The 16,188-nt window shown below is 65.0% G+C and carries 10 protein-coding genes; 1 reads left to right on the top strand and 9 read right to left on the bottom strand.

The features are described from left to right. Positions 1-4: 4 nt before the first annotated feature. The 6 genes from B586_RS03470 to B586_RS03445 form a co-directional block, all read right to left on the bottom strand. Positions 5-1,633 (bottom strand): acyl-CoA dehydrogenase family protein, encoded by a 1,629-nt coding sequence (locus tag B586_RS03470; protein ID WP_054880674.1) that lies wholly within the window; start codon positions 1,631-1,633, stop codon positions 5-7. A 57-nt stretch (positions 1,634-1,690) separates the two neighbouring features. Beyond that, on the bottom strand, positions 1,691-2,449 hold the full coding sequence (locus tag B586_RS03465) for a deoxyribonuclease IV (RefSeq protein WP_047313546.1): 759 nt from the start codon (positions 2,447-2,449) through the stop codon (positions 1,691-1,693). A 139-nt stretch (positions 2,450-2,588) separates the two neighbouring features. Next, positions 2,589-6,551 carry a DNA-directed RNA polymerase subunit beta' gene (locus B586_RS03460; protein ID WP_054880675.1) on the bottom strand — a complete coding sequence of 1,321 codons (3,963 nt, stop codon included), beginning with the start codon at positions 6,549-6,551 and terminating at the stop codon, positions 2,589-2,591. Positions 6,552-6,589: 38 nt separating this feature from the next. Next, the gene (rpoB, locus tag B586_RS03455; RefSeq protein ID WP_156166280.1) at positions 6,590-10,120 is read right to left on the bottom strand and encodes a DNA-directed RNA polymerase subunit beta; all 3,531 of its coding nucleotides are present in this window, start codon (positions 10,118-10,120) and stop codon (positions 6,590-6,592) included. A gap of 409 nt (positions 10,121-10,529) precedes the next feature. After that, a complete protein-coding gene (locus B586_RS03450; RefSeq protein ID WP_047313549.1) occupies positions 10,530-11,540 on the bottom strand; it encodes an ABC transporter ATP-binding protein in 1,011 nt (336 codons plus the stop codon). 166 nt (positions 11,541-11,706) lie between these two features. After that, a complete protein-coding gene (locus B586_RS03445) occupies positions 11,707-13,218 on the bottom strand; it encodes a carotenoid oxygenase family protein (protein WP_054880676.1) in 1,512 nt (503 codons plus the stop codon). A 71-nt stretch (positions 13,219-13,289) separates the two neighbouring features. Here B586_RS03445 and B586_RS03440 point away from each other — a divergent pair, with 71 nt between their 5' ends. Continuing rightward, on the top strand, positions 13,290-13,976 hold the full coding sequence (locus tag B586_RS03440; protein ID WP_047313551.1) for a TetR/AcrR family transcriptional regulator: 687 nt from the start codon (positions 13,290-13,292) through the stop codon (positions 13,974-13,976). A gap of 53 nt (positions 13,977-14,029) precedes the next feature. On the opposite strand, the gene rplL is transcribed toward B586_RS03440, so the two are convergent. The 3 genes from rplL to B586_RS03425 all read right to left on the bottom strand — a co-directional run bounded on the left by rplL (position 14,030) and on the right by B586_RS03425 (position 16,165). Beyond that, a complete protein-coding gene (gene rplL / locus B586_RS03435; RefSeq protein ID WP_047313552.1) occupies positions 14,030-14,419 on the bottom strand; it encodes a 50S ribosomal protein L7/L12 in 390 nt (129 codons plus the stop codon). A gap of 33 nt (positions 14,420-14,452) precedes the next feature. Continuing rightward, positions 14,453-15,010 (bottom strand): 50S ribosomal protein L10, encoded by a 558-nt coding sequence (gene rplJ / locus B586_RS03430; RefSeq protein WP_054880677.1) that lies wholly within the window; start codon positions 15,008-15,010, stop codon positions 14,453-14,455. Positions 15,011-15,244: 234 nt separating this feature from the next. Next, positions 15,245-16,165, bottom strand: a complete 921-nt coding sequence (locus B586_RS03425) for an ROK family protein (protein ID WP_054881090.1) — start codon at positions 16,163-16,165, stop codon at positions 15,245-15,247. Between the last annotated feature and the right edge of the window lie 23 nt (positions 16,166-16,188).

Raw genomic sequence — 16,188 nt, 5'->3', positions numbered from 1 at the left:
CGACTCAGCCTTTTACCAGGGCTCGCTCAAGGATGGGCGCCAGGTCCAACCCGGTTGGCAAGGTACCGAACGCCCCGCCCCACTGACCGTCGAGCCGGGTAGCCAGGAACGCCTCGACGACGGCAGGATGCCCGTAGCGCACCAGCAACGACCCCTGCAACGCCAGGCAGATGTCCTCAGCGACTTTGCGAGCGCGGTACTGGATAGTTTCAACGTCGGCCAGTTGTGGCCGCAGCCGCTCGACATGGGCGTCCAGTCGGGAGTCCTGACCCGCGGATCCGGCCAATTCGCCAAATAGCACCTCGACGCATTCGGGTCGAGTTGCCATGGCACGCAAGGTATCTAGGGCGCTGACGTTACCTGAGCCCTCCCAAATGCCCATCAGCGGCGCCTCGCGGTACAGCCGCGGCATCCCGGAATCCTCCACATATCCGTTGCCGCCCAGGCATTCCAGCGCTTCAGCAGCATGCGGGGTGGAACGCTTGCACACCCAATACTTACTGGCCGCCAGACCGATGCGGCGCAGCAGCGCCTCTGTCTCGTTCCCGCGCACCGCATTGTCGGTGGCACCGGCCATCCGCATCGCGACCATCGTGGCGGCCTCAGCCTCGACGGCCAGGTCCGCCAGTACGTTGCGCATTAGCGGCTGGTCAATCAGGTAGGCGCCGAATGCTTTTCGATGCTGGGCGTGGTGGATGGCGCGGGTCAGGCCGGTGCGCATGCTGGTGGCACTGCCCAGGGTGCAGTCCAACCGGGTGAGGTTGACCATCTCGATAATGGTCGGGACCCCGCGTCCCTCTTCACCGACCAACCAGGCAGTGGCACGAGAGTATTCAACCTCACTTGAGGCGTTGGCATGGTTACCGAGCTTGTCCTTGAGTCGCTGCAAGAACATCCGGTTGCGGGTGCCATCGGGGAGCACCCGCGGCAACAGAAAGCACGACAGCCCGGCCGGTGCCTGCGCAAGCACCAGGAAGATGTCGCACATGGGTGCCGACGTGAACCATTTGTGGCCCGTGAGGCTGTACGTGCCGTCGGCGTTTGGGGTCGCCCGGGTGGTGCCGGCGCGGACATCGGAGCCACCCTGCTTCTCGGTCATCGACATGCCCGCGGTGATGCCGCGCTTGCTGGTGGCCAGTTTCAGTTCCGGGTCGTACTCGCGGCTGGTCAGCAACGGCTCGTAGACCGCTGCCAGCTCGGGGTTGCACCGCAGCGCTGGGACAACAGCGTAGGTCATCGAGATCGGGCACATATGCCCCGGCTCGACGGTCCATACGGAGGTCATGGCGGCACGCACCACATGCGCCCCCGGCCGCTCATCGGCCCACGGCGCAGCGTGCATGCCGTGGGAGATCGCCGTGCGCATCAGCTCGTGGTAGGCCGGGTCGTATTCCACCTCATCGACGCGGTGTCCGTATCGGTCGTGGGTGTGCAGGACAGGCCGGTTGCGGTCGGCGAGCTCGCCCCAACGCTGGGCTTCGTGGTTGGCGGAAATCGCCCCAACCTCGTTGACCTTCTCGAGGCCCCACTGACCGCCCTCGCGGATTAGGGCCTCGATCAGCGCCGGGGAGGTCGCCGGGTTGTAGTCCAGCAGCGGCGGAACCTGGTTGGTGACGACATGGGTGTCTGGCATGCCACCGATATTACGCTTTTCCGATAGTCGTACAAAAAATGTAACGCCAGCGCTGCGTCAGCCGCTGGTCTTTTCGCGCAGGAACGCGATGTCGTCCTTGCGGCCCTCGTCAGCGGTTTCGCAGATCACCGGCGCACCCGCTGCCTTGACGGCTGCTACCAGCAACTCGGCATCGATCTGGCCGCTACCCAAGTTGGCGTGACGGTCACGACCCGAGCCCGCTTCGTCCTTGGAATCATTGCAGTGCACCAGGTCGATCCGGCCGGTGATGGCCTTGATGCGATCCACAGCTTGAATTAGCCCCTCGCCAGCCGCCCATGCGTGACAGGTGTCCAGGCAGAAACCGATCCCGGTGTCGCCGATGACATCCCAGAGTCGGGCGATGGTATCGAAGCGGCGAGCCATCGCGTGGTCGCCGCCGGCCGTGTTTTCGAGGTAGACCGGAACGTCGGTTTGCAGTTGGTCGAGTGCTTTACGCCAGCGGCCGAAACCATCCTCGAGGTCATTGTCGTCGGCGACGTGCCCACCATGCACGATCACGGCGGCAGCACCGATGTCGGCGGCCGCATCACAAGTCTGCTGCAGGATCTTGCGCGATGGGATCCGCACCCGGTTATTCGCCGACGCGACATTGATCAAGTAGGGCGCGTGCACGTACACCGGCAGGGCCGCGGCCTTCAGCACAGCGGCATCGCTACGCGGTTTGGGCGCCTTCCAGCTCTGCGGGTTGCCAAGGAAAATCTGCACGACGTCAGCGCCTTCAGCCTCCGCTGCGGCGAGCGGATCGGTTGGGCTGACATGCGAACCGATGAGCACGCCACCCAGTCTAGTGAGCGACACCGACCTGCGGCCCGTCGGGCGAACGTGCGGCCAGCCGCACACTCAGTCGCGAGCGTGAAGCTGGCCGCACACTGGGCGCACAGAAAAAGCCCCGGCAATTGGCCGGGGCTTTTTCTTAGCGATAATCCGAGTAGCCGTAGTCGTCCAGCGGAACGGCAGCACCGGTGGCCTGGCCGAAGTCCGGGCTGTAGTACTGATCCTCGTAGGACGGGATCGTGTAGGCCGCGGCGCGGGCCTCCTCGGTGGGCTGCACCGCGATGTTGCGGTAGCGGTTGATACCGGTGCCAGCCGGGATCAACTTTCCGATGATCACGTTCTCCTTCAGACCGTTGAGCTTGTCGCTGCGGCAGTTGATCGCCGCATCGGTCAGCACCCGCGTGGTCTCCTGGAACGACGCTGCGGAAAGCCACGAGTCGGTGGCCAGCGACGCCTTGGTGATACCCATCAACACCGGACGACCGGCGGCGGGCTCACCCCCCTCGGCCACCACCCGACGGTTCTCGGCCTCGAACTCCGCACGGTCGATCAGCGAGCCGGGCAGGAACTCCGTCGCGCCCGAGTCGATGATGGTGACCCGGCGCAGCATCTGGCGCACGATCACCTCGATGTGCTTGTCGTGGATCGACACGCCTTGGGCCCGGTAGACCTCCTGGACCTCGCGGACCAGGTGGATCTGCACCTCGCGCGGGCCCTGCACCCGCAGCACCTCGTGCGGGTCGGCCGAGCCTTCCATCAGCTGCTGACCCACCTCGACGTGGTCACCGTCGGAGAGCACCCGCTCGGAACCGTCTTCGTGCTTGAACACCCGCAGCCGTTGCCGCTTGGACAGCTTGTCGTAGACGACTTCTTCGCCGCCATCGTCGGGAACGATGGTGATCTTGTAGAAGCGCTCCCCGTCCTCGAGGCGGACCCGTCCGGTGACGTCGGCGATCGGCGCCTTGCCGCGCGGCACCCGGGCCTCGAACAGCTCCTGAACCCGGGGCAGACCGCCGGTGATGTCCTCACCGACACCACCCTGGTGGAAGGTACGCATGGTCAGCTGGGTGCCGGGCTCACCGATGGATTGGGCGGCCACGATGCCGACGGCCTCACCGATGTCGACCAGCTTGCCGGTGGCCATCGACCGCCCGTAACACGTCGCGCACACACCGGTGCCGGTGGTGCAGGTCAGCACCGAGCGCACCTTGACCTGCGTGATGCCCGCCGCCAGCAAGGCGTCGATCTCCGGGTCACCCAGATCCTCACCGCGCGCGACGATCACGTTGCCCGCCTCGTCGACCGCGTTGGTGCCCAAAGTCCGTGCGTATGCCGATGTTTCGATGTACGGGTCGCGGATGAGACTGGCCTTACCATCAACCCCAGCCGCACGCTCGGCCAGCTCGACGACGATGCCGCGCTCGGTCTGGCAGTCGTGTTCGCGGACGATGACATCCTGGCTCACGTCCACCAGACGACGGGTCAGGTACCCCGAGTCGGCGGTACGCAACGCGGTGTCCGCCAAGCCCTTTCGAGCGCCGTGGGTGTTGATGAAGTACTCCAGCACGGTCAGGCCCTCGCGGAAGGACGACTTGACCGGACGCGGAATGAACTCACCCTTCGGGTTGGTCACCAGACCCTTCATGCCGGCCAGCGTCCGGGTCTGGGTGAAGTTACCCGTGGCACCGGAGTCGACGATCGTGATGATCGGGTTGTCGACCGGGTAGTGGTCCCGCAGCGCCTGACCGACCTCGTCGGTGGCTTCCTTCCAGATCTCCACCAGCGCCTCGTTGCGTTCGTCGTGGTTCAAAGCGCCGCGCTGGAACTGCTTTTCGACCTTGTCCGCACGGTCCTCGTAGTGGTCGAGGATCTCCTTCTTGCGCGGCGGCACCAACACGTCGGCCATGGAAACAGTGACACCGCTGCGGGTCGCCCAGTAGAAGCCGGCGTCCTTGAGCTTGTCGACGGTCTGCGCGACCACGATCATCGGGTAGCGCTCTGCCAGGTCGTTGATGATGGAAGCCTGCACCTTCTTGTGCATCTGCTTGTTCACGAACGGGTAACCCAGCGGCAGTAGCTCGTTGAACATCACCCGACCCAACGTGGTGTCGGCCATCCACGGGTCGCCCGGATGCCAGCCGTTGGCGCCGAACCGCTCCGCCTCGATGTCGGCCGGCGGACGCAGCTGGGTTAGCCGCACCTTGATCTTGGCCCGCACCGAAAGCACCCCGCGGTCGGCCGCCATGATCGCTTCGGCCGGCGAGGAGTACACACCCGACTCTGGACGATCCTTGGCTGCCGCAACGTATTCGCCTTTATCGCCGTCGACCTCGGTGGTCAGGTAGTACAGCCCGGTCACCATGTCCAGTCGCGGCATGGCCAGTGGACGGCCAGAGGCCGGCGACAGGATGTTGTTGGAGGACAGCATCAGGATGCGGGCCTCGGCCTGCGCCTCGGCGGACAGCGGCAGGTGCACGGCCATCTGGTCCCCATCAAAGTCGGCGTTGAACGCCTCACACACCAATGGGTGCAGCTGGATGGCCTTGCCTTCCACCAGCATTGGCTCGAAAGCCTGGATACCCAGTCTATGGAGCGTCGGTGCCCTGTTTAATAGCACCGGATGCTCAGCGATGACCTCTTCGAGCACGTCCCACACCTGCGGACGCTGACGTTTCACCATTCGCTTGGCGCTCTTGATGTTTTGCGCGTGGTTGAGGTCAACCAGCCGCTTCATCACGAACGGTTTGAACAGCTCCAGCGCCATCAGCTTGGGCAGACCGCACTGGTGCAGCTTGAGCTGCGGGCCGACCACGATGACGGACCGGCCCGAGTAGTCGACACGCTTACCGAGCAGGTTCTGCCGGAACCGGCCCTGCTTGCCCTTGAGTAGATCCGACAGCGACTTGAGTGGACGGTTGCCCGGCCCGGTGACGGGCCGGCCGCGACGGCCATTGTCGAACAGCGCGTCCACGGACTCCTGCAGCATCCGCTTCTCGTTGTTGACAATAATTTCAGGAGCTCCGAGGTCAATTAACCTCTTCAGCCGGTTGTTGCGGTTGATCACCCGGCGGTACAGGTCGTTCAGGTCGGACGTGGCGAACCGGCCACCGTCGAGCTGCACCATCGGACGTAGCTCCGGCGGGATGACCGGGACCGCGTCGAGCACCATGCCCATTGGCGAGTTGCCGGACTGCTGGAAGGCAGCGACCACCTTCAGTCGCTTCAACGCCCGAAGCTTCTTTTGCCCCTTGCCGTTTCGGATCACCTCACGCAGCGACTCGGCCTCAGCCTCGATGTCGAAGTTCTGCATCAGCTTCTGAATCGACTCCGCGCCCATGGCGCCAGTGAAGTACTCGCCGTAGCGGTCGACCAGCTCACGGTAGAGGTTCTCGTCAACGATCAGCTGCTTGGGAGCCAGTTTGGTGAAGGTGCTCCAAATGTCTTCCAGCCGGTCCAGCTCACGCTGCGCGCGCTCGCGGAGCTGGCGCATCTCGCGCTCACTGCCGTCGCGGACCTTGCGCTTGGCGTCCGCCTTGGCGCCCTCGGTCTCCAGCTCGGCCAGGTCGGCCTCTAGTTTCTGGGCACGAGCTTCCAGGTCGGCGTCGCGCTGGTCCTCAACGGCCTTGCGCTCCACCATCATTTCGGCCTCGAGCGTCGACAGCTCGTTGTGCCGCATCTCCTCGTCGACCGTGGTGATCACGTACGCGGCGAAGTAGATGATCTTCTCGAGGTCCTTCGGGGCCAGGTCAAGTAGGTAGCCCAGCCGCGACGGCACACCCTTGAAGTACCAGATGTGCGTGACGGGTGCGGCCAGCTCGATGTGGCCCATCCGCTCACGGCGCACCTTGGCGCGAGTCACCTCGACGCCACAGCGCTCACAGATGATGCCCTTGAAACGCACCCGCTTGTACTTGCCGCAGTAGCACTCCCAGTCGCGAGTCGGTCCGAAGATCTTCTCGCAGAACAGGCCGTCCTTCTCCGGCTTGAGCGTGCGGTAGTTGATGGTCTCCGGCTTCTTCACCTCGCCGTAGGACCACTGCCTGATGTCCTCCGCGGTAGCCAGGCCGATGCGGAGTTCATCGAAGAAGTTGACGTCTAGCACGTAACTCCCTTTCCCCTTGCGGGTGTTGAAACTGATAGTTAGGCGAGGTCTTCGACGGACGCGGATTCGTTGCGGGACAAGTTAATTCCCAGGTTGGCCGCGGCCCGCTCGAGGTCCTCGTCCTCGCCTTCGCGCAGCTCGATCGCCGCACCGTCACTCGACAGCACCTCGACGTTGAGGCACAGCGACTGCAGCTCCTTGAGCAGCACCTTGAACGACTCGGGGATGCCCGGCTCGGGGATGTTCTCGCCCTTGACGATCGCCTCGTACACCTTGACCCGGCCGACGGTGTCGTCGGACTTGATGGTCAACAGCTCCTGCAGCGTGTAGGCCGCGCCGTAGGCCTGCATGGCCCAGCACTCCATCTCACCGAACCGCTGGCCGCCGAACTGTGCCTTACCACCCAGCGGCTGCTGGGTGATCATCGAGTACGGACCGGTGGAGCGGGCGTGGATCTTGTCGTCCACCAAGTGGTGCAGCTTCATGATGTACATGTAGCCAACCGTCACCGGATACGGGAACGGCTCACCGCTGCGTCCATCGAAGAGCACCGCCTTGCCGTCGCCGTCCACCATCACGTCGCCGTCGCGGTTGGGCAAGGTCGAGGACAGCAGGCCCTGCAGTTCCTCTTCCTTGGCACCGTCGAACACCGGGGTCGACACGATCTGGTTGGGCTCGGCGTGCAGCAACTCCGCAGGCAGGTTGGCCGCCCACTCCGGCATGCCGCCGGCCACGTCGATCTTCCAGCCGGACTTGGCCACCCACCCAAGGTGGGTTTCCAGGATCTGACCGATGTTCATCCGTCGCGGCACCCCATGGGTGTTGAGGATGATGTCCACCGGAGTGCCGTCCGGCAGGAACGGCATGTCCTCGGCCGGCAGGATCTTGCCGATCACGCCCTTGTTGCCGTGCCGCCCAGCCAGCTTGTCACCGTCGGAGATCTTGCGCTTCTGGGCGACGTAGACCCGGACCAGCTCGTTGACGCCGGCGGGCAATTCGTCGTCGTCCTCGCGGGAGAACACCCGAATGCCGATCACCTTGCCGGATTCGCCGTGCGGCACCTTCAGCGAGGTGTCACGGACCTCGCGGGCCTTCTCGCCGAAGATCGCCCGCAGCAGCCGCTCCTCCGGGGTCAGCTCGGTCTCCCCTTTCGGGGTGACCTTGCCGACCAGGATGTCGCCGTCGCGAACCTCGGCACCGATGCGCACGATGCCGCGCTCGTCCAAGTCGGCGAGCACCTCATCGGAGACGTTCGGAATGTCCCGGGTGATCTCCTCGGCGCCCAGCTTGGTGTCGCGGGCATCGATCTCATGCTCCTCGATGTGAATCGAGGTGAGCACGTCCTCTTCGACCAGTCGGTTGGAGAGGATGATCGCGTCCTCGTAGTTGTGGCCCTCCCACGGCATGATCGCCACCAGCAGGTTCTTGCCCAACGCCATCTCACCGTTCTCGGTGCACGGACCGTCGGCGATCACCTGGCCGGCCTCGACTCGGTCCCCGGAGTCCACGATCGGGGACTGGTTGGCGCAGGTGCCGTGGTTGGAGCGAGCGAACTTACGCATCCGGTAGGTCCGCCGGGTGCCGTCGTCGGCCATCACGGTGATGTAGTCGGCGGAGACCTCCTCGATCACCCCGGACTTCTCCGCGACGACAACGTCGCCGGCATCAATGGCCGCGCGCAACTCCATGCCGGTGCCCACCAGCGGGGCCTCGCTGCGCACCAGCGGAACCGCTTGGCGCTGCATGTTGGCGCCCATCAGGGCACGGTTGGCGTCGTCGTGCTCGAGGAACGGGATCATCGCGGTGGCCACCGACACCATCTGGCGTGGCGAAACGTCCATGTAGTCCACCTCGGACGAGGCCACGTACTCCACCTCGCCCGCCTTGCGACGCACCAGCACGCGCGGCTCAGCGAAAACCTGAGCACCGGCTCCGTTGTCCTTCGTCGGCGAGTTGGCCTGCGCCACCACGTGGCGGTCCTCCTCGTCAGCGGTGAGGTATTCGATGTCGTCAGTGACGACCCCGTCCACCACCTTCCGATAGGGCGTCTCGATAAACCCGAACGGGTTGACCCGGGCGTACACCGACAACGAGCCGATCAGACCGATGTTCGGCCCCTCCGGGGTCTCGATCGGGCACATCCGGCCGTAGTGCGACGGGTGCACGTCGCGGACCTCTAGCCCGGCACGCTCACGCGACAGACCGCCCGGCCCCAGCGCCGACAGCCGGCGCTTGTGGGTTAGGCCGGACAGCGGGTTGTTCTGGTCCATGAACTGCGACAGCTGGCTGGTGCCGAAGAACTCCTTGATCGCGGCCACCACCGGCCGGATATTGATCAGCGTCTGCGGCGTGATCGCCTCGACGTCCTGAGTGGTCATCCGCTCCCGGACCACCCGCTCCATCCGCGACATGCCGACCCGGATCTGGTTCTGGATCAATTCGCCGACCGTGCGCAGCCGGCGGTTGCCGAAGTGGTCGATGTCGTCAGTTTCCACTGGCACCTCGACGCCACCTGGAACGGTCATCGTCGACTGACCCTCATGCAGCCGGACCAGGTACTCGATGGTGGCGACGACGTCCTCTTCGGTCAGCGTCGAGCTCGTGATCGGCTCACCGGCGTGCAACCCGAGCTTCTTGTTGACCTTGTAACGACCAACCCGGGCCAGGTCGTAGCGCTTCTCCTTGAAGAACAGGTTCTCCAACAGCGTCTGCGCGGACTCCTTGGTCGGCGGCTCGCCGGGGCGCAGCTTGCGGTAGATGTCCAGCAGCGCCTCATCGGTGCCGACGGTGTTGTCCTTCTCCAGCGTCGAGCGCATGATCTCGGAGAAACCGAAGCGTTCGATGATCTGCTCGCTGGTCCAGCCCAGCGCCTTAAGCAGCACCGTGACGGGTTGCCGGCGTTTGCGGTCGATGCGCACACCCACGGTGTCGCGCTTGTCGACGTCGAATTCCAGCCAGGCACCGCGGCTGGGAATCACCTTGACGCTGTGCAGCGTCTTCTCGGTGGACTTGTCGATCGTCTCGTCGAAGTACACACCCGGGGAGCGCACCAGCTGGCTCACGACGACACGCTCGGTCCCGTTGATGATGAAGGTGCCCTTCTCGGTCATCATCGGGAAGTCGCCCATAAACACCGTCTGGCTCTTGATCTCACCGGTGTTGTTGTTGATGAACTCGGCCGTGACGAACAACGGGGCCGCGTACGTCATGTCCTTGTCTTTGCACTCGTCGACCGGCGCCTTGACTTCGTCGAAACGGGGATCGGAGAACGACAGCGACATGGAGCCGGAGAAGTCCTCGATCGGCGACAGCTCGTAGAGCACCTCTTCGAGACCACCCACCGGCTTGAGATCCCCGCGGCTGGCGGCCGCGGCACGCCAGCGCGGCGATCCGATCAACCACTCGAACGAATCAGTCTGCACGTCAAGCAGCCCCGGAACCTCAAGCGGTTCGCGGAGCTTGGCAAATGAAATTCGGTTGGGCGCTCCGGGCACGGAGTTGTTGGACGAACTTTGGGGGCGACTCTGGCTAGGACTTACGTCTGTCTTGCTCTGGCCGAAATCTGGCAAGATGCATCCTTCCAGCACCTCGTGCGGCTCACGTGAACCCCAGAAAGCTGGTGTCCGCCGGTTCGCCGCGATAATTGTGTTAGTTCGGCCGGCGAACAATCCAGCCCAGATCTCACGCGCGCAACCAAATAGCTGAGCCACAAACAGGGCTCAGGCTAAAGACCACAGTGTCAAGTGGCGGGTGAGGTGGGCAGGAAGTAGCCAGCGCAACGTCCAACAATAGCGCAGGACGGCGCATTCCTCAACTACCCAATAACGGCCACGTCCACGGGGGTATCGGCGCTGGCTGGCATCTCGACTTTCCCCGTGGACAGATGCTGCCCAACAGATTGACCCGTTTAGGCTCTGCCGTCAAGAGGGCAGCGCAGGCGAGTTGCGCCAAGTGGCGATGGATGGCCAGAGCACACCTTTAGTCGCCGAATTCGTGCGCTTGGTACTTGTGGGTGCCCTCGAGGTCATCGAGGATCGCCGCCTGGGCGCCCTTGGGCAGTGTGTGCAACATCGCGCGCACCCGGGCCTGGCGGCGCGCGACCGCTTTGCGCTCCGGCATGCCCGGCGTCGCGGTGATCTGCGGCGGCACCCCCTCGATTTCCTCGGTGCCACCCGCGTGGTGGCCCGCTTCGAGCAAGGCCGCCTCTTCGGCCATGGTGGCCTCGTCCTTCTCCTCGGACATACCGATCGGCCCGATGCGGCGGCCGTTGAGGAATTGCCGCACGACCGGCTCGTCGCTGGTTAGCAGCACCTCACGGGGCCCGAACATCACCAGATGCTTGCGGAACAACATGCCCATGTTGTCGGGCACGGTGCGGGCGATGTTGATGTTGTGCGTCACGATCAGGATGGTCGCGTCGATCTGGGCATTGATGTCCATGATCAGCTGACTCAGGTAGGCGGTACGGACCGGGTCCAGACCTGAGTCGGGCTCGTCGCACAGAATGATCTGCGGGTCGAGAACCAAAGCGCGCGCTAGGCCAGCACGCTTGCGCATACCGCCGGAGATCTCGCCGGGGAATTTCTTCTCGTCCCCACCGAGGCCGACCAGCTGCAGCTTCTCCATGACGATGTCACGGATCTCGCTTTCCTTTTTCTTGGTGTGCTCACGCAACGGGAACGCGGTGTTGTCGAAGAGGTTCATCGAGCCGAACAGCGCGCCGTCCTGGAACAGCACGCCGAACAGGGTGCGGATCTCGTAGAGTTCCTTGGCCGAGCATTCGATGATGTCGGTGCCATCGATGAGGATCGAGCCACGTTCCGGCCGCAACAAACCGATGAGGGACTTCAAGAACACGGATTTGCCGGTACCCGACGGCCCGAGCAACACACTGACCTCACCGGCGGGGATTTCAAGCGTGACGTCTTCCCAAATCCTCGAGGATCCAAAGGACTTGGTTAGTCCCTTCACCTCGATCGCAACGCCCATGGGAATCCTTCCGTTGCCGCCAATCGCTGCCACCTGCGCTTTTGTGTGGTATTGAGTCACTGTAGCGCACGCTTGAGGCAGGACTTCACGGTTGCACAGCGCCACGAAAAGCCGGTGCAACCAAACTTACCCCGACAACGTTGGACAAGGCTGCAGCAGCGCCGAGTCAGGCACTCGGCGCCCAATTGCCGTGAAAACCCATTGGTATCCGCTGGGGCAGATGCACCGTGGCCACCGACTCGAGGGTCTGGGCATCCAACAACAGCAACTGGCTTTCATCACGGCCGCGGTGCTGCCCCAAGCCCATCAGGACGCCGTCGTCTTCGGCGGCAGCACCCGGGTTCGGCACGAACGACATTTCGCCAATGAGCAGGTCGGGGTCGAGCACCGCGACCTCCCTGGATCCGCTCGCGTAGTCGTGCTTGTAGAGGAACGTCGACATCTGGTCCGCCGCGACGAATCCGCCGTCGACGCCGACGGTGTAGCCGAATCGATGCCGCCCGCCGGTGAGGTTCTCGTTGATCCGGGGAAACTCCTGCGACCGATCGTCGCGGCACTCGGTGCCGACCGCGCCGGTCGTCAGGTTGATCGTCCAGCGGTCCAAGGTGGGCAAGCTCTCGCCGGGCCCGCGCCGGTCGCGGTCGAACATCCGTGGGTAGCGCACCACGTCAAGCACCAGCACCTCGGCCCCCGCCCGAGCTTCGGAGTAGGCGTTGAGCGGGTGGTAGACGTAGCAGGGCTCGATGTCGAACCAGCGAATGGCATCCTTGCCCGCGTTGCTCCCGCGGCCCTCGCGGGGCATGACGCCGATGCGTGCCGGATAGTCAGGGTTCCACGCGTACGGGAGGCCGACTGCACGACGGGTGTCGCGGTTGACTAGCGCCGCGATCGGGCTGGGAATCCGGACCCGTCCGATCACCGACTGCATCACCAGCCGGGCGGGCAGTTGCAGCCAGCTCGGCACAGCCGCGCGCAACACCGGTACCGGGTCGAATGTCACCGGCAGGTCGTAGATCACCACGTACTTGTCGGTCAGCGAAAAGTCATGCATCATCGGCGACCCCGACACCCCGATGTCGACCGTCCGGCGCGCGCGGCCGTGGATGTCGATGACCGAGTACTGCACGGTCCGCCCGCGCGCGAATGAGTAGGACACCGCGTGCAATTCGCCGGTTCGCGGATCACGGTGCGGATGTGCGGTGTAGCCGCCGGCCAGGGTGCCGTCGAAGTCGCAGGTCCCGACGGTGTCCAGGTCGGCGGTGAGTTCGTAGTTGGCGACACCGCCTTCGACGAGCGCCAGGGTCTTTCCGCCGTGGGCCAGCACGTTGGTGTTGGCACCGAGGCCCAGCATGCCCGCCCGCGGGTCGAGCCGGCCGGGCAGCCGCTCACCGAGGGTGGCGCAGACGGCCGGGCTGCGGACCCAGCGGTTGCGGTACCAGCAGGCTTTCCCGTCGCGCAGAGCTACCCCGTGCACCATGCCGTCGCCGGTGAACCAGTGATACGACGCCGGGTCGACCTCGGCGGCCGGATTGGGTCCGTTGCGGAGGTAGCGCCCGTCCAGATGCCCTGGAATACGCCCGGTGACCTGCAGGTCGGTCGCGGTCACTTCGGTGGAAACCGGCGCCAGGAAGCCGTCGAGGTACGGGTTCTGGGATTCGACGATTTGCCCGGAAGTCATGACTGAACTCCTATAACATTGATATTACAGTGTTATAGAAACGGTACGCCGCCGATGAGATGAGGGCAAGGATGGCTTCGGAGACCGGGCGCAAGGTTCGTGATGGGATGCTGCACGCTGCCGTCGGGCTGCTCAACGACCATGGGCCCGATGCGCTGCAGACCCGCAAGGTGGCCGGCGCCGCCGGCACCTCGACGATGGCGGTGTACACCCATTTTGGTGGCATGCGCGCGCTTATCGCCGAAGTCGCCGAGGAGGGGTTGCGCCAGTTCGACGCCGCGCTGACGGTGCCGCAAACTACCGACCCGGTCGCCGACCTGTTCGCCATGGGCTCTGCTTACCGCCGCTATGCCATCGAGCGGCCACACATGTATCGCCTGATGTTCGGCAGCACCAGCGCACACGGCATCAACGCGCCGGCGCACAACGTCTTGACCCAGCCGGTCGCTGAGATCGAGCAGCACTATCCCGCCTTCGCCCACCTGGTGCGGGCGGTACGCCGGTCGATGCAGGCGGGCCGGATCAGCGCGGGTGCTGTGGGGTCGGCAGCTGACGACACAGCGGTCGTAGCCACAGCCGCCCAATTTTGGGCGCTGATACACGGGTTTGTGATGTTGGAGCTGGCCGGGTACTACGGCAACGACGGCGCGGCCGTCGAGCCGGTGCTTGGCACGATGACCTCGAATCTGCTTGTCGCTTTAGGGGATTCACCAGAGCGTGTGCAAGAGTCGCTGCGTTCGGCGGCTGACGCGGGCTGAGCACACGAAACCCCCGGGCCCTGCGCGGGTCCCGGGGGTTTTCGCGAATTGACCTACTTGACGCTGACGGTGGCGCCGGCGGCCTCAAGCTTGGCCTTGGCGTCGTCGGCGGCCTCCTTGGCGACCTTCTCCAGCAGCGGCTTGGGCGCGCCGTCGACCAGGTCCTTAGCCTCCTTAAGGCCCAGGCCGGAGACGATCTCGCGGACAACCTTGATGACGCCGATCTTCTTGTCGCCAGCGCTTTCGAGGATGACGTCGAACTCGGACTGCTCCTCGGCGGCCTCGCCGGCCGCGGCCGCGGGTGCACCAGCAGCGGCAACAGCGACCGGAGCGGCCGCGGTGACCTCGAAGGTCTCCTCGAACTTCTTAACGAAGTCCGAGAGCTCCAACAGGGTCATTTCCTTGAACGCGTCGAGCAGTTCGTCGCTAGAGAGCTTTGACATGGTGGGGGTCCTTCCTTGATTTCTGGTGCTTGGTTATTCGGCTGCAGCCGGTGCTGAAGCTGGTGCTGAAGCTGGCTCTAAGGCCTTCTTTTCCTGCAGTGCGGCGGCGAGCCTTGCCATCTGCGAGGCCGGCGCGTTAAACAGTCCGGCCGCCTTGGCGAGGTTGCCCTTCATCGCGCCGGCCAGTTTGGCGAGCAACACCTCACGGGACTCCAGGTCGGCGATGCGCTCGACTTCGGCGACGGTCAACGGGTGGCCGTCCATGTAGCCGCCCTTGATCACCAGCGCCTTGTGTTCCTTGGCGAACGTCTTGATGGCCTTGGCGGCGTCGACCGGCTCACCGGTGACGAACGCGATCGCCGTCGGGCCGGCGAAGAGCTCGTCGAGACCCTCGATGCCGGCTTCGGAAGCTGCCCGCTTAATGAGCGTGTTCTTGGCCACCGCGTAGCTGGCCGAGCCCGTCAGAGACCGGCGCAGCTCGGCCAGGTTGGCCACCGTCAAGCCGCGGTATTCGGTAATCACGGCTGCCGTCGCAGCCTTGAACTGCTCTGCGATGTCTGCAACGGCGGTGGCCTTGTCAGCCCTGGCCATGCATACCTCCTGAGGTGAAAGTCGGGTTGCGACTTGGTGTCTACGACCACCTGGGAACGACGAACGCCCCGGCGCAGGAAGCGGCCGGGGCGTTGAAATACGCCGGTGTACGCCGGCGGTGATGCCTCGTCCTCCTACGTGGGCCGCCCGGGATGTTCCCGGACCTTCAACCGATTCTTCGGTGACCGACGGTCTTCGGTGGATCGGCAACCACCATAGCGCGATGCCACGGCATCAGCCAAAACGTTCGCGCAGCCCCGCGAGCCTGGCGGCACCGACCAGACCGGCCTCGCCACCGAGCTCGGCCGGCACCACCTGCAACCCAGCCACGAAATCCAGCCGGGCGTAGTCGGCCAACGCCGCGCGCAGCGGGTCGAACAGCAACCGACCGGATTTAGCGACGCCGCCGCCGAGCACGACGAGGTCTAGATCGCACACCGCCGCCACCGAGGCGATCGTTCTGGCTAGCGCGGCGGCGCCGCGGTGGAACGCCCGCACCGCCACCTCATTCCCGGCCGCCGCCGCATCGGCCAGCTCCCTGGCGCCGGCGCCGGGGGCCGCAGACCAGCCGTTGGCGCGAGCCCACCGCGCCAACGACGGGCCGGCAGCGATGGTCTCGACGCAGCCGCGGCCACCGCATGTGCATCGGCGGCCATAGGGTTCGACCACGACGTGACCGACGTGACCAGCATTGCCGGTGCGGCCGGCATAGGGAGCACCGTCGAGCACCAAGCCGCCACCGACGCCGGTGGACACCACCATGCCCAGCAGGAAGCGTGCGCCCCGTCCGGCTCCGCGCCAGTGCTCACCGAGCGCCATGCACACGCCGTCGCCGCCGAGCTGTACTGGAACGCCAGGCACCGCCGCGGCGACCTTGTCGCGCAGCGGGAAGCCGCGCCAGCAACCAATGTTGATCGGGCTGACGGTTCCGCTGGGTAGGTCGATGGGGCCGGCCGAAGCGATACCCACCGCGGACACCGCACCGTCGGCCGCGCGCACCATGTCGGCGATCATGGCGGCGACCGCGGCCCAGACCTGTGTCGCTCCGCCATCAGCCGGGGTACGACGGGTGGCGGTGTGTACCAACACGCCACCGGGGTCGGCCAGACCGGCGGCGATCTTCGTGCCGCCAATGTCGAGGCAGAGTGTGAGCATGGGTCGCTCAGTGCCGGTGGGTC

Source organism: Mycobacterium haemophilum DSM 44634 (genome assembly GCF_000340435.2).
GTDB lineage: Bacteria > Actinomycetota > Actinomycetes > Mycobacteriales > Mycobacteriaceae > Mycobacterium > Mycobacterium haemophilum.
This window is presented reverse-complemented; position numbering and strand designations above follow the sequence as displayed.